The organism is uncultured Gordonia sp. (assembly GCF_937858515.1).
Classification (GTDB): domain Bacteria; phylum Actinomycetota; class Actinomycetes; order Mycobacteriales; family Mycobacteriaceae; genus Gordonia.
The window spans coordinates 1-12,999 of sequence record NZ_CALLZT010000112.1 but is presented as its reverse complement, the minus strand read 5'-3'; the positions used below and the strand labels follow the sequence as shown (position 1 = coordinate 12,999).

The 12,999-nt window shown below is 67.1% G+C and carries 13 protein-coding genes; 4 read left to right on the top strand and 9 right to left on the bottom strand.

The features are described from left to right. A partial coding sequence (locus Q0627_RS10440) for a siderophore-interacting protein (protein WP_298809540.1) occupies positions 1-783 on the top strand: 783 nt, incomplete at its 5' end. A gap of 224 nt (positions 784-1,007) precedes the next feature. Here Q0627_RS10440 and guaA read toward each other — a convergent pair. The 3 genes from guaA to guaB form a co-directional block, all read right to left on the bottom strand. Further along, a complete protein-coding gene (guaA, locus tag Q0627_RS10435) occupies positions 1,008-2,582 on the bottom strand; it encodes a glutamine-hydrolyzing GMP synthase (protein ID WP_298809537.1) in 1,575 nt (524 codons plus the stop codon). 42 nt (positions 2,583-2,624) lie between these two features. Further along, complete coding sequence (locus Q0627_RS10430) at positions 2,625-3,785, bottom strand: GuaB3 family IMP dehydrogenase-related protein (protein ID WP_291014706.1); 1,161 nt, start codon at positions 3,783-3,785, stop codon at positions 2,625-2,627. Positions 3,786-3,863: 78 nt separating this feature from the next. Further along, positions 3,864-5,375 (bottom strand): IMP dehydrogenase, encoded by a 1,512-nt coding sequence (gene guaB / locus Q0627_RS10425; protein ID WP_298809532.1) that lies wholly within the window; start codon positions 5,373-5,375, stop codon positions 3,864-3,866. Positions 5,376-5,503: 128 nt separating this feature from the next. On the opposite strand from guaB, the gene Q0627_RS10420 reads away from it, so the two are divergent. Continuing rightward, entirely contained in the window at positions 5,504-5,899 is a 396-nt protein-coding gene (locus Q0627_RS10420) for a DUF5319 domain-containing protein (RefSeq protein WP_291014738.1), read from the top strand. A 91-nt stretch (positions 5,900-5,990) separates the two neighbouring features. Here Q0627_RS10420 and Q0627_RS10415 read toward each other — a convergent pair whose 3' ends face one another. The 3 genes from Q0627_RS10415 to Q0627_RS10405 all read right to left on the bottom strand — a co-directional run bounded on the left by Q0627_RS10415 (position 5,991) and on the right by Q0627_RS10405 (position 8,467). Next, entirely contained in the window at positions 5,991-6,929 is a 939-nt protein-coding gene (locus Q0627_RS10415) for an anti-sigma-D factor RsdA (protein ID WP_291014712.1), read from the bottom strand. Next, complete coding sequence (gene shbA, locus Q0627_RS10410; protein ID WP_291014714.1) at positions 6,926-7,501, bottom strand: RNA polymerase sigma factor ShbA; 576 nt, start codon at positions 7,499-7,501, stop codon at positions 6,926-6,928. The genes Q0627_RS10415 and shbA overlap by 4 nt, the downstream gene beginning before the upstream one ends. Before the next feature lie 147 nt (positions 7,502-7,648). Beyond that, positions 7,649-8,467, bottom strand: a complete 819-nt coding sequence (locus Q0627_RS10405) for a hypothetical protein (protein WP_291014717.1) — start codon at positions 8,465-8,467, stop codon at positions 7,649-7,651. Between the two features lie 432 nt (positions 8,468-8,899). Here Q0627_RS10405 and Q0627_RS10400 point away from each other — a divergent pair, with 432 nt between their 5' ends. Further along, entirely contained in the window at positions 8,900-9,193 is a 294-nt protein-coding gene (locus Q0627_RS10400) for a WhiB family transcriptional regulator (RefSeq protein WP_291014720.1), read from the top strand. Between the two features lie 59 nt (positions 9,194-9,252). Here Q0627_RS10400 and groL read toward each other — a convergent pair whose 3' ends face one another. The 3 genes from groL to Q0627_RS10385 all read right to left on the bottom strand — a co-directional run bounded on the left by groL (position 9,253) and on the right by Q0627_RS10385 (position 12,382). Beyond that, positions 9,253-10,869: a chaperonin GroEL gene (gene groL, locus Q0627_RS10395; RefSeq protein ID WP_291014722.1), complete on the bottom strand. Its 1,617-nt coding sequence runs from the start codon at positions 10,867-10,869 to the stop codon at positions 9,253-9,255. A gap of 169 nt (positions 10,870-11,038) precedes the next feature. After that, positions 11,039-11,338 (bottom strand): co-chaperone GroES, encoded by a 300-nt coding sequence (groES, locus tag Q0627_RS10390; protein WP_291014724.1) that lies wholly within the window; start codon positions 11,336-11,338, stop codon positions 11,039-11,041. A 216-nt stretch (positions 11,339-11,554) separates the two neighbouring features. Continuing rightward, positions 11,555-12,382 (bottom strand): ABC transporter permease, encoded by an 828-nt coding sequence (locus tag Q0627_RS10385; protein WP_298809524.1) that lies wholly within the window; start codon positions 12,380-12,382, stop codon positions 11,555-11,557. Positions 12,383-12,575: 193 nt separating this feature from the next. Between Q0627_RS10385 and Q0627_RS10380 the strand changes: the two genes are divergently transcribed. Continuing rightward, a partial coding sequence (locus tag Q0627_RS10380) for an iron chelate uptake ABC transporter family permease subunit (RefSeq protein ID WP_298809522.1) occupies positions 12,576-12,999 on the top strand: 424 nt, incomplete at its 3' end.

Genomic DNA, 12,999 nt, shown 5'->3' with positions numbered 1-12,999 from the left:
ATCAAGATCTTCCTGCCGCACCCCGACGGCACCTACGACGTCCCCGAACTCGACGACCCGACGTCCGGCACCGAAACCGTCCTGCGGTCCCGCCCCGAACTGCACGCCCGCGTCCGCACCTACACGGTGCGCCGGTACGACCGCGAAAAGAACACCCTCAGTATCGATTTCGTGCTGCACGGCGACGAGGGCATCGCGTCGGCCTGGGCGATGCGGGCACGGCCCGGCACCACCCTGGGCATCGCGGGTGGAGGTGGACGGCATATCGGGCAGGGCGATCACTACCTGATCGCGGGCGACGAAACGGGCCTGCCCGGTATCGGTGACATCCTCGATAATCTACCCGCCGACGCTACCGGCACCGCCTACATCGAAGTCGCTGGCGACTCCGGGCGCATCGACCTCACCAAGCCCGAAGGCATTGAGGTGGTGTGGCTGTCCCGCGACGGTGCCCCCGGTGGCACCACCACTCTGCTCGTCGACGCGGTGAAATCCCATGAGCTCAAACCGAATACGTTCGCCTGGGCGTCGGCCGAATCCGCCCAGGTGATCGCCATCCGCAAAAACCTCCGGGCCCGCGGCGTGGACCGCAAGTCCATGCTGGTGATCGGCTACTGGCGACGTGGCCTGTCGGAGAACGGCTACGCCAAGGCCGCCAACCACGACCGCGACCTCAAAGAATACGACGACCACGAACACGACCATGATCACGGCGTGGGCGCCGCCATGCGCGAAGGCGCCGCCCACCTCGCCGGCCGCCTCCGCCGCCGACGCCGCACGTAGACCGTTGGAGCCATGCGTCACCGGACCCTTCGAGACGCTGCCGGCTCGCAAGCTCGCACGACAGCCCTCAGGGATCAAGAAGCCTACCGCAGCCGACGCGACGAAGATGCAAGACACCTTCTTGATCCCTGAGGCCGAAGCGACGTAGGAGCGAGGGTCACGAAGGGTCCGGTGACCTTTCGACACCTCGCCCGGCCACCTCTAACTGCGCAGACCCGGAAGGCTCACTCCCATTCGATGGTGCCCGGCGGCTTGCTGGTGACGTCGAGGACGACGCGGTTGACGTCGGGGACCTCGTTGGTGATGCGGGTGGAGATGGCTTCCAGGACGTCGTACGGGACGCGGGTCCAGTCGGCGGTCATCGCGTCCTCGCTGGAGACCGGGCGCAGCACGATCGGGTGGCCGTAGGTGCGGCCGTCGCCCTGCACGCCGACACTGCGGACGTCGGCGAGGAGCACGACCGGACACTGCCAGATCTGGGCGTCCAGGCCGGCGCGGGTGAGTTCCTCACGGGCGATGGCGTCGGCGCGGCGCAGGATGGCCAGCCGCTCACCGGTGACCTCGCCGACGATGCGGATCGCCAAACCAGGACCCGGAAATGGTTGGCGCGCAACGATTTCCTCGGGCAGGCCGAGTTCGCGGCCGACGGCGCGCACCTCGTCCTTGAACAGCAGACGCAGCGGTTCGACAAGGGAGAATTCGAGGTCGTCGGGCAGTCCGCCGACGTTGTGGTGGCTCTTGATGTTGGCGGTGCCGCTGCCGCCGCCGGATTCGACGACGTCCGGATACAGGGTCCCCTGGACGAGGAAGTCGACCTTCTCCCCCGCCGCGGCCCGGTCGCCGAGCACCTCGGTGACCGCTCCCTCGAAGGAGCGGATGAACTCGCGTCCGATGACCTTGCGTTTGGCCTCCGGATCGCTGACGCCGGACAACTCGCTCAGGAACACCGACTCGGCATCGACCGTCACCAGGCGTGCACCGGTGGCGGCGACGAAGTCCTGCTGCACCTGTTCGCGCTCACCCTCACGAAGCAGACCGTGATCGACGAACACGCAGGTCAACCTGTCACCGATGGCGCGCTGCACAAGCGCGGCGGCCACCGCCGAATCCACACCGCCGGACAGGCCGCAGATAGCCAGACCGTCACCGACCTGCGCACGCACGTCCTCGATGAGGGATTCGGCGATGTTGGCCGCAGTCCAGGCGGGTTCGAGGCCTGCGATGTCGTACAGGAAACGGGTAAGCACCTGCTGCCCGTGCGGGGTGTGCAGCACCTCGGGGTGATACTGCACCCCGGCCATCCGGCGCTCGGTGTTCTCGAATGACGCGACCGGGGCACCGGGCGTCGATCCGGTGACGGAAAACCCCTCGGGTGCCACCTGCACGGCGTCGTTGTGGCTCATCCACACCGGCTGCTCGCCGTCGAGACCTGCGTGCAGTACACCGCCGCCGGGAGTGAACGGGGTGCGGCCGAATTCACGGCCACCGGTGTTGGCGACGGTGCCGCCGAGTGCCTTGGCCATCGACTGGAAGCCATAGCAGATGCCGAACACCGGCACCCCCAGATCAAGGACCGCAGGGTCGAGACTGGGTGCGTCGTCGGCGTACACCGATGCGGGCCCACCCGAGAGCACGATGGCCGCCGGGTTCTTGGCCTCGAACTCGGCCAGCGGTGCGTCGTGGGCGATGACCTCGGAGTAGATGCGCGCCTCACGCACCCGACGGGCGATGAGCTGCGCGTACTGGGCACCGAAGTCGACGACCAGGACGGGATGGGTGTTATCGGATGAGCCGGTCACCCGGGCAAGTCTATAAGTGCGCCCGACGCGGCGGGAAATCACTCACGCCCGGGCGGACAGCCCCACCTTCTGGAACTCCTTGAGGTCGCAGTAACCGGCTTTGGCCATGGCCCGGCGCAGCGCGCCGACGAGGTTCAGTTCGCCGTACGGGTCGTCGGACGGCCCGCCCAGAACCTGCGCCAGGTCGGGACGATCCTCGTCGGTGGCCACCTGCAGGAGCGCGCCACGCGGGGTGTCGGGGTGGGCGGCGGCCGACGGCCAGTACCAGCCGCGGCCGGGTGCCTGCGCGGCGGTGGCGAGCGGGGTGCCCAGCACGGCGGCATCGGCACCACACGCGATGGCCTTGATCAGGTCGCCGGAGGTGTGGATGTCACCGTCGGCGATGACGTGCACGTACCGGCCGCCGGTCTCGTCGAGGTAGTCGCGGCGCGCGGCGGCGGCGTCGGCGATGGCTGTGGCCATCGGCACCCCGATGCCGAGAACCTCACCAGTGGTGGTGGATCCGGCGGTCGAGCCGTATCCGACGATCACCCCGGCAGCACCGGTACGCATCAGATGCAGCGCGGTGTGGTGATCGAGCACACCGCCGGCGATGACCGGAACGTCGAGATCGGCGATGAAGGTCTTGAGGTTGAGCGGCGCCCCGGCCTCACCGGTCGTACGGTCCACCTGCGCGACGTGTTCGGCGGAGATGATGGTGCCATGCACCACCAGCAGTTCCACGCCTGCGGCGAGCAGCGCCGGGGTGAGCTCGGGTGCGTGCTGCGGACTCACCCGCACGGACGTGGTCACACCGGCCTCACGAACGCGCGCCACCGCCTGCCCGATCAGTTCGGGATCGAGCGGCGCCCGGTGCAACTCCTGCAGGCAGCGCACGGCTGCCCGCGGGTCGGGATCAGTGGTGGCGACGTCGATCAGCTGGTCGATCTTGTTCTCGACATCGCGGTGCCGGGCCCACAGCCCTTCGCCGTTGATGACGCCCAGCGCGCCGAGCCGGCCGAGATCGATGGCCGACTCCGGTGAGACGAGCGCATCGGTGGGGTGGCTCAGAATCGGCGCGTCGAACCGGTAGGCGTCGATCTGCCAGGCAGTGGACACATCTTTGGACGACCGGGTGCGGCGCGACGGAACGACACTGATGTCGTCGAGTTCGTAGGTCCGCCGGGCCGTGCGGCCCATTCCGATATCGACAAGGTCACGCACCGTTGCGCCTTTCTGCTGGTGACGAGTGCTCACACGGACGTGCCCGGGCGCCTTTGGGCACCTCGGGCACGACCGGGGTCAGCGTGAATAGTAGTTGGGCGCCTCGGTGGTGAGGGTGATGTCGTGCGGATGGGACTCTTTGAGCCCGGCCGCGGTGATCTGCACGAACCGCGCCTGCTGCAGGTCGGTGATGGTGGCCGACCCGGTGTATCCCATCGCCGCGCGCAGCCCGCCGACGAGCTGGTGCACGACCTGGCTGAGCGGCCCGCGGAACGGAACCCGGCCTTCGATCCCCTCGGGGACGAGCTTCTCCTCCTTGAGGACGTCGTCCTGGAAGTAGCGGTCCTTGGAGTACGACTTGCCCTGGCCGCGACCCTGCATGGCGCCGAGCGATCCCATGCCCCGGTAACTCTTGAACTGTTTACCGTTGACCAGGATCAGCTCACCGGGCGATTCGGCGGTACCCGCCAGCAGCGACCCGACCATCGCGGTCGACGCGCCGGCGGCCAGTGCCTTGGCGATATCGCCCGAGTACTGCAGACCGCCGTCGGCGATCACCGGTACGCCCGCCTTCTGGCAGACGGTGACCGCTTCGAGAATGGCGGTGATCTGCGGTGCGCCGACGCCCGCGACCACGCGGGTGGTGCAGATGGAACCCGGCCCGATGCCGACCTTGACGGCGTCGGCACCGGCGTCGATGAGGGCCTGGGCGGCCTCCCGCGTCGCGACGTTGCCGCCGACGACGTCGACGCGATCGCCGACCTCGGCCTTGAGCTTGGCCACCATGTCGAGCACGAGCCGGTTGTGGGCGTGTGCGGTGTCGACGATGATCACATCCGCTCCGGCATCTGCCAAAGCCATCGCGCGGTCCCACTGCGGGCCACCGGTGCCGACGGCGGCGCCGACGAGCAGCCTGCCGTCGGAGTCCTTGGTGGCCAGTGGATGCTGTTCGGTCTTGACGAAGTCCTTGACCGTGATCAGGCCGGTGAGCTTGCCGTTGCCGTCGACGATCGGCAGCTTCTCCACCTTGTTGCGCCGCAGCAGCCCGAGGGCGGCCTCGGCCGACACCCCTTCTTGCGCGGTGATCAGCGGGGCCTTGGTCATCACCTCGGACACCGGGCGGTCCTGATCGACCTCGAACCGCATGTCACGGTTGGTGATGATGCCGACGAGCTCACCGGCGGCGTCGACCACCGGCAGCCCGGAGATGCGGTACCGCGCGCACATCGCGTCGACCTCGGCGAGGGTGTCGGAAGGTGAGCACGTCACCGGGTCGGTGACCATCCCGGCCTCGGACCGTTTGACGGTCTCCACCTGCGATGCCTGCTCGTCGATCGACAGGTTGCGGTGCAGGACGCCCATGCCCCCGGCCCTGGCCATCGCGATGGCCATGCGCGATTCGGTGACGGTGTCCATCGCCGAGCTGACGAGCGGTACCCGGAGTGTGATGTTGCGGGTGACCCGCGACGACGTGTCGACATCGCTCGGGATCACATCTGATGCGGACGGCAGCAGCAGGACGTCGTCGAAGGTGAGGCCGAGCATCGCGACCTTGCCGGGATCGTCTCCACCGGTGTGAACGTGCGTCATCGTTCCATCGTATCGGCACCACCGCCCCGACCATGAATCACGCCGACGACGGCAACCACAAACAGCAACGCATTCGACCGGACGACAGCGACACCCAATCCGGGACGGCGATCGGCTACCGTGGACCCGTGCGTGATCATTTCCCACCCGGCCTTCCCCCTGATCCGTTCGCGGGTGATCCCAGCGACCCGTCGGCCGCCCTGGACGCGATCGAGCCCGGTATCCCTCTCGACGACAGTGAGCGGATGGCCGTCGAGGAGGATCTCGCCGACCTGGAGGTCTACGAGACACTGCTGGCGCAGCGGGGTGTGCGCGGTCTGGTGGTGATGTGCGAGGACTGCCGCGAGGATCACTACCACGACTGGGAGATGTTGCGGGCAAACCTACTTCAGTTGCTGCTCGACGGTACGGTACGCCCGCACGAGCCGGCTGTCGACCCACGTCCCGACGACTACGTCACCTGGGATTATTGCCGGGGCTATGCCGATGCCCACAGCCACTTCATCGGCGGCACCGACCGCTGACGTCCGCGGCGGCCGGCCGCAAACACTTCTGAAAAACGACTCTTGCCGACACCGCAACCGCGGCGTCGGCAAGAGTCGTTATACGGCCCGGTCAACTCGACGGGCTGGTGGTCTCCACCTCGGTGGTCACGACCACGGTCTCGTCGGCTGTCGTCGGGTCGGCCGTGGTCGTGGCGGCGGTGGTCGTCGGCGCTGCGGTGGTCGTGGGCGGTGCACTCGATGACGATGGCGAACTCGACGGTGTGAGCAGGACCGAATGCGACGGGTCGGAGGTCACGGTGTCGCTGACCGTGGCGTCGGTGCCGACATCAGGACTGGGATCATCGACGACCGGATTATCCACCGTGGTGCTGTCGTCGGTGATATCGGCCGGGGTGCTCTCGGATGCGGTACTCTCGCGGGTCTTGCTGCTGGTGGCCTTCTTCGCGCTGTCGTCCTTGAGCCGTTCGATCCACTCCTTCATCCGGCGGCGGGTCTCTTCGTCCTTGACCGGTTTGAGGTCTTCGGATGCTTTGGAGATCAGGCTGTTGGCCGATGACAGGTCGCCTGTCTGAACGGCCGACTGGGCTTGCTCCAGGTTGTCCTTGGCCTGCACCATCGCCTTGGTCTGCTGGGCCTGCTCGGCGAAGACCACCGACTTGACTCCCCACAGGGTGTCACCGGGCTGGGCGCCTTCGGCGACGACGATGAGCCCGGCGGCCGCGACGACCGCGACGGCGGCGGCACCGGAGACCACACGTAAGTGCCGCATCGCACGGCTCCCGCGCCGGGGCGGCTCGGATGCTGCGATCGCGTGCTCGATCTCATCGATACCCGGAAGCGGCGGCAACGGCTCTGACAGGGTGTCGCGACGCCAACCGGACAACAGGACGGCGAGCCGGTACTCGGCGTCGTCGCCGGTGAGGACGGGCATATCGCGCGCGAGCGCGTCGATGAACGCCTCGTCCTCCCGCAGGGCGTTGAAGTCGAGTTGTCCGGCGTCGTCGGGCAGGTCCGGGTCATGGTCGTCCCACTGCTCGTGGTTGTTCATCGCGGATCACCTGCCTTACTGATGTGCTTCTTGAGTCGGGCCAATGCCCGGTGCTGTGCCACCCGCACCGCTCCCGCCGTGGACCCGACGACCGCAGCGGTCTCGTCCGCCGACAGCCCGACGACGAGGCGCAGGACCAGCACTTCGCGTTGCTTCTCCGGCAGAAGTTCGAGCAGTTCGCGCATCTGTCTGCCTGCGTCAGCGTCGAGGGCGCGTTGTTCGGGGCCGGCGACACCGGTGAACGTTTCAGGGACGTCTTCCACGGGATCGGACCGGACCCGGCCCGCCACTCTCATCGCGTCGGCAACCTTGTGCGATGCGATTCCGTACACGAAGGCCATGAAGGGCCTGCCCTGCTCTTGATAGCGGGGCAGCGCCGTCATCACTGCCATCAACGCCTCCTGCGCGACATCATCAGCGGAGAACAGATGCCGTTCTCCTACACCCAGACGTCCTCGGCAATAGCGCAGAATCGGTTCCTGCACGCTTTCGAGAACTGACGTGAGCGCAGCACGATCGCCTTGCCGTGCAGCACGGACCGCATCGTCCAACTCACCATCTGTCAGTCTCATCGGTTGCTGCGAACTCCGTGTTACATAGTCGTAGTGGTCACTACCAGCGGTTTCAGGCAGTTACGTCACTGATCCTGATCTCGGTGGGCCGCGGACGGCCGCCGGCGCCTTCCCCACCGGTAACCCAAACACCTTAGCGAGGTCGGGTCATCGGCCGAATGACATCCCGCGCCGTGTCAGCTCTTCGTGCAGTTGCTGGTTCTCGACGGTAACGGCGGGGTCGGACATCAGGGAGCCGAGAAGTGCAGTCGCCGCCCACTGCAACGGCAGCAGCCCCGCGCCGGCGCTCGCCCGGCGGCAACGATGTCCACGGTCGATCGCCGCGTCGGTTTTCCCGGCCGCGGCATCGGCGGCAGCGGCGATCAGCTCGGTCTTGATGCGGTGCCGTAGGTGGTGTTCGGCGGGCACGGCGGCAAGCAGGTCCAGACCGGCCTGCGAATGCGTGCGCGCCGACACCGGGTCGCCACGGTAGAGGCCGAGTTCGGTGCTGACCCACTCGCACCGGAGCCGCGGCCTCAACCCGCACTCCCAGTCGGTGTCGGTGATCATTCCGGGATCGGTGAGCGTTCGTGCCCGGCGGAGCAGACGTTCGGACGCGCCGAAGGCGAACCGTCCCAGATTGTCGGCGGCGAGTCCGACGAGCGCGTCGATCCGGGCCGCACGGGCCCAGTTGTCACCCATGCGCTCACCCGATGACGTCGGCAGTCCGATCAGCGCGAGTGCCCGGGCGTCGGGAACCAGCGCCTTGTCGTGCCGCCCCGCCTGGCGCAGCAGGGAGGCGCGGGTGCTCCGGCAGAGTGATTCGAGCGCGATGTCCGCGGCCCGAGCGCAGTCGGCCGCGAGCACTTCGAGCTCGGTGTCGGCCCGTGCTGCGTATCCGGCCGCGCCGTGCCGCACGGCCGAACGCCAGCGTTCGCGTCGCTCGGCGGCCGTGGTCCGGCCGTGGTCGATAGCTACTTCAAGCATCAAATCCCCCGTGAGCAGCGGAAATCGTGGCGAAAGTCACTCACCCCGATACAGTTTGCATGAATTTAACACAGCGCGGCCGAAGGTTATTCAGGCATAAAAGTGACGTGCGCATGATGCAATCATGTCATACAGGTTACGTGGCGCCGCACAGGAAACCTACGAGACGCTGTCGACGATACCGGTGAGTAACCTTGAATCATCTGTGAATATTACTGTGCTGCAACATGAATACGCACAACCATGCCCCGGCGCAGCGCCCCGCACAATGCCATCCAAGCGGGTGCGGACCGTACAACATCCCGTTAACAAATGGGGAATCTTTGGTCTATTTCGTCCGGTTCGAAGTCATATTGACTCGGTTTCTTTCACGGATTTAGTGTCTTTTCATGCACCGGCCAGAGCGGCCAAGTCGAACAAGGAGTTGCAGCCATGCCTCAGCCCAATCACCTCCCCGGCCCCAACGCTGACATCTGGGATTGGCAGATGCAGGGTCTGTGCAGGGGTGTGGATTCGTCGATGTTCTTCCACCCCGACGGCGAGCGCGGCCGGGCCCGTGCGCAGCGTGAACGGCACGCCAAGGAGATGTGCCACCGTTGCCCGGTGATCGTCCAGTGCCGCGAGCACGCACTCGCCGTCGCCGAGCCGTACGGCATCTGGGGTGGGTTGAGCGAATCCGAACGCAGCATCCTGATGAAGCGCGGCGTAGGCCGCCGCATCGCCTGATAGTGGCAAACAAGAAGGGGCACCCGACGATGCGGGTGCCCCTTCTTGTTTGCGTTCTACTAGTGCGCGTGGCCGTGGTGGGCGTGCGCGTCGGCCGCGGGAGCCGGTTTGTCGGTGATGGCGGTCTCGGTGGTGAGCACCATGCGCGCCACGGATGCGGCGTTGACGACGGCGGACCGGGTGACCTTGACGGGGTCGATGATGCCATCGGCGAGCAGGTCGCCGTAGGTCAGGGTGGCGGCGTTGAAGCCATGTCCGCTCTCGGCGTCGGCGACCTTGGAGACGACGACGGCGCCGTCGAGGCCGGCGTTGGTGGCGATCCAGTGCAGGGGCGCGTTGAGTGCGGTGGCGACGACCTGGACACCGAGTGCCTCGTCGTTGGGCAGGGTGTCGGCGAGTTCATCGAGCACCTTGGCGGCCTGCACGATGGCGGAGCCGCCGCCGGGGATGATGCCTTCTTCGACTGCGGCCTTGGCCGCGGCGACAGCGTCCTCGACGCGATGCTTGCGCTCTTTGAGTGCGGTTTCGGTCGCCGCGCCGACACGGATGACGGCGATGCCGCCGGCTAGTTTGGCCAGGCGTTCCTGCAGCTTCTCGCGGTCCCAGTCGGAGTCGCTGTTCTCGATCTCGCGCTTGAGCTGTTCGACACGCGCGGCGATCTCGTCGCTGGTGCCGGCACCGTCGACGAGAGTGGTGTTGTCCTTGGTGACGACGGCGCGCCGGACGGAGCCGAGCAGTTCGAGTCCGGCGTCGGCAAGGGTGATGCCGATATCGGTGGAGATGACGGTGCCGCCGGTGACGACGGCGAGATCTTCGAGGAACGCCTTGCGCCGGTCACCGAAGTAGGGCGCCTTGACGGCGACGGCGCGGATGGTCTTGCGGATCGAGTTGACGACGAGGGTCGACAGCGGTTCGCCTTCGACGTCTTCGGCGATGATCAACACCGATTTACCGGCCTGGACGACCTTCTCGAGCAGCGGCAGGAAGTCGGGCAGGGAGCTGATCTTGTCGCGGTAGAGCAGCACGAGAGCGTCTTCGAGGATCGCTTCCTGGCTGTCGTGGTCGGTGACGAAGTAGGGCGAGAGGTAGCCCTTGTCGAACTGAACGCCTTCGGTGATGTTCAGTTCGGTCTGCAGGCCGGAGCCTTCTTCGACGGTGACGACGCCGTCGGCGCCGACCGTGGACATGGCCTTGCCGACCATGGTGCCGACCTCTTCGTCACGCGAGGAGACGGTGGCGACCTGCGCGATGGCGGTTTCGCCGTCGACGGGGGTGGCAACGCGCAGGAGTTCGGTGCTGATGGCGTCGGCGGCTTTGCCGATTCCGGCGCCGAGGGCGATCGGGTTGGCGCCGGCGGTCACGTTGCGCAGGCCCGCGGTGACGATGGCCTGGGCGAGGACGGTGGCAGTGGTGGTGCCGTCACCGGCGACGTCGTTGGTCTTGGTGGCGACGGATTTGACGAGCTGTGCGCCGAGGTTTTCGGACGGGTCGTCGAGGTCGATGTCGCGGGCGATGGTGACACCGTCGTTGGTGACGGTGGGTCCGCCGAAGGCTTTTTCGAGCACGACGTGCCGACCGCGGGGTCCGAGGGTGACCTTGACAGTGTCGGCGAGGGCGTTGATGCCGCGTTCGAGTGCCCGGCGAGCTGTGTCGTCGAATTCGATGTGCTTGGCCATGGGGTGCTTTCGGTTATGAGGGATCGGGCCCGGGTGTGATGGAGCCGGTGTGGGTGATCCGCTGGCGTGAAAGGGGTGCGGAAAGCCGCCCGCCCCGGGCCCCTGTACGGGCTCCGGGGCGGTGCGGCCGGTGGCGCGGGGACGCTGCGGTCTCCGCTGCGCCGGGTTCTTAGCCGATCACGGCCAGCACGTCGCGTGCCGACAGGATCAGGTATTCCTCGCCCGAGTACTTGATCTCGGTGCCGCCGTACTTGCTGTAGATGACGGTGTCGCCTTCTTTGACGTCGACCGGGATGCGGTTTTCGCCTTCGTCGTCCCAGCGGCCGGGGCCGACTGCGATGACTTTGCCTTCCTGCGGCTTTTCCTTGGCGGTGTCGGGGATGACCAGGCCCGACGCGGTGGTCGTCTCGGCCTCGACTGCCTGCACCAGGATCTTGTCCTCAAGCGGCTTGATGTTCACGCTCGCCACGATGTGCGTCCTCAACTTTCGATACTGAGTATGTGATCGGTGTTCCGATACGTACGTGGGTGGCGCTCTGTCCCGAGGCCGCGTCGTCGCGGGTGCCGTGGCTTCGTACAGTGCCCTCTAGCACTCTATACATGCGAGTGCCAGCACTCAAGGTTCGAGGGTGCAAAAATGCGGCCCGGTTTGATCGCTGTCAGCGAACTGGCCACGACGGGTGGCTCAGCGCGCCCGCTCCGGCCGCTCCAGCAGCCCGCGGGCGATGAACTCGGCGGTCAGGGCCGAGGCGATCGCACTGACCGCGAGCAGCGCGACCAGCACGAACAGTTGCATCGCCGCCGCGGCCGCGGGAGATGCGCCGCCCAGGACCATGCCGACGAACGATCCGGGAATGGTGACCAGACCGACCGACCGGGTCTGGTCGAGGGCGGGGATGAGCGCGGTCGATGCGGCGTGCCGGCATATCTCCAGACGCGCCTCCCGGATGAGAAAGCCCAACGACATCGCGGCCTCCACCTCGCCGTACCGTTCGGCGAGGCTGTCGAGGCAGTGTTTACCGGCGAGCGAGGTGGTGTTCATCGCCGCCCCGAACATGATGCCGGCGGTCGGGATGATCGCGAGTCCGGTCATCGGCAGCACTCCGGTGGCCACGAGCAATGCGACGATCACCAGCGTCGGCAGCCCCACCGGAATCAGGCACAGCAGCGCAGTATTCACGGTCTCTCTGCGGATCACGCCGGGTTTGCCGGTCACCCGGCCCGCCGAGGTGCAGGCCGCCACGGCGGCCATGACGAGGACGAACAGGATCGATGCCCATAGGACATCGATGACGACGGTGACCACCAGGGCGAGCGCGCCGAGTTGCGCGATCGCCCGCAGTACGGCCCGCACGGCGCCGGCGGCCATCCCGCTGCCGCTGAGGTGGTTGACGACCGCGGCGATCGCGGTGAGCAGGACCAGCGCGACCGCGAGCTTGGGCCCGATGTGGATGATCGCGTCGTTGACATCGCTCGCCGCCAGGACTATCGCCGACGTTCGCACTGGATCCACCATTTCTGCCCATATGTCCGGCAAACGGGCTGTGTCGCCGGAGTGACACATGGATACACTGTAGCGTACGCGACGCACGCCTAGAACGGGGTAGTATTTACGACAATCGTCGGCTAGTCTCATCGCGTGACCGAGTACCCCGCGGACTTTGCCCACGATCTCGTCGCGCAGGTCGCCGGAGCGAAGGCACACCATGCCGGCTGACCTCGCTGCACCCGACACCGCCCGCGACGATGCGCTGGGAGTGGTCTCGGCCCACGCCGGCAACCGCCGGCACGGCAGCACCTACGCGCTGTGGTGGTGCGGGCTCGCGCTTGTCGTGGTACTGCTGGCCTGGCTCAGTCTGTTCGTGGGCGCGCGGCCGGTGTCGGCGACGCAGGTCTGGGACGCACTGTTCGCCTACGCCGGGAGCTCCGACCGGGACCAGGAGGTCGTGGTCGGCTACCGCATTCCGCGGGCGCTGCTCGCGGTGGTCGTCGGGGCCGCGCTGGGTATGGCCGGTTCCCTCATCCAGCGACTGATGCGCAACCCACTGGGTGATCCGCAGATCCTCGGGGTCAACGCCGGTGCGTCGTTCGCGGTGGATCGCGGTCGGTTTCCTGGGGCTGACCAGTATG

What these genes read in the sequence shown, in the direction of transcription:
- guaB (WP_298809532.1), bottom strand. Translation starts at nt 5,375, where the DNA reads ATGACGCACGTTCACACCGGTGGAGACGATCCCGGCAAGGTCGCGATG.
- Q0627_RS10415 (WP_291014712.1), bottom strand. Translation starts at nt 6,929, where the DNA reads ATGAACAACCACGAGCAGTGGGACGACCATGACCCGGACCTGCCCGAC.
- shbA (WP_291014714.1), bottom strand. Translation starts at nt 7,501, where the DNA reads ATGAGACTGACAGATGGTGAGTTGGACGATGCGGTCCGTGCTGCACGG.
- Q0627_RS10405 (WP_291014717.1), bottom strand. Translation starts at nt 8,467, where the DNA reads ATGCTTGAAGTAGCTATCGACCACGGCCGGACCACGGCCGCCGAGCGA.
- Q0627_RS10400 (WP_291014720.1), top strand. Translation starts at nt 8,900, where the DNA reads ATGCCTCAGCCCAATCACCTCCCCGGCCCCAACGCTGACATCTGGGAT.
- groL (WP_291014722.1), bottom strand. Translation starts at nt 10,869, where the DNA reads ATGGCCAAGCACATCGAATTCGACGACACAGCTCGCCGGGCACTCGAA.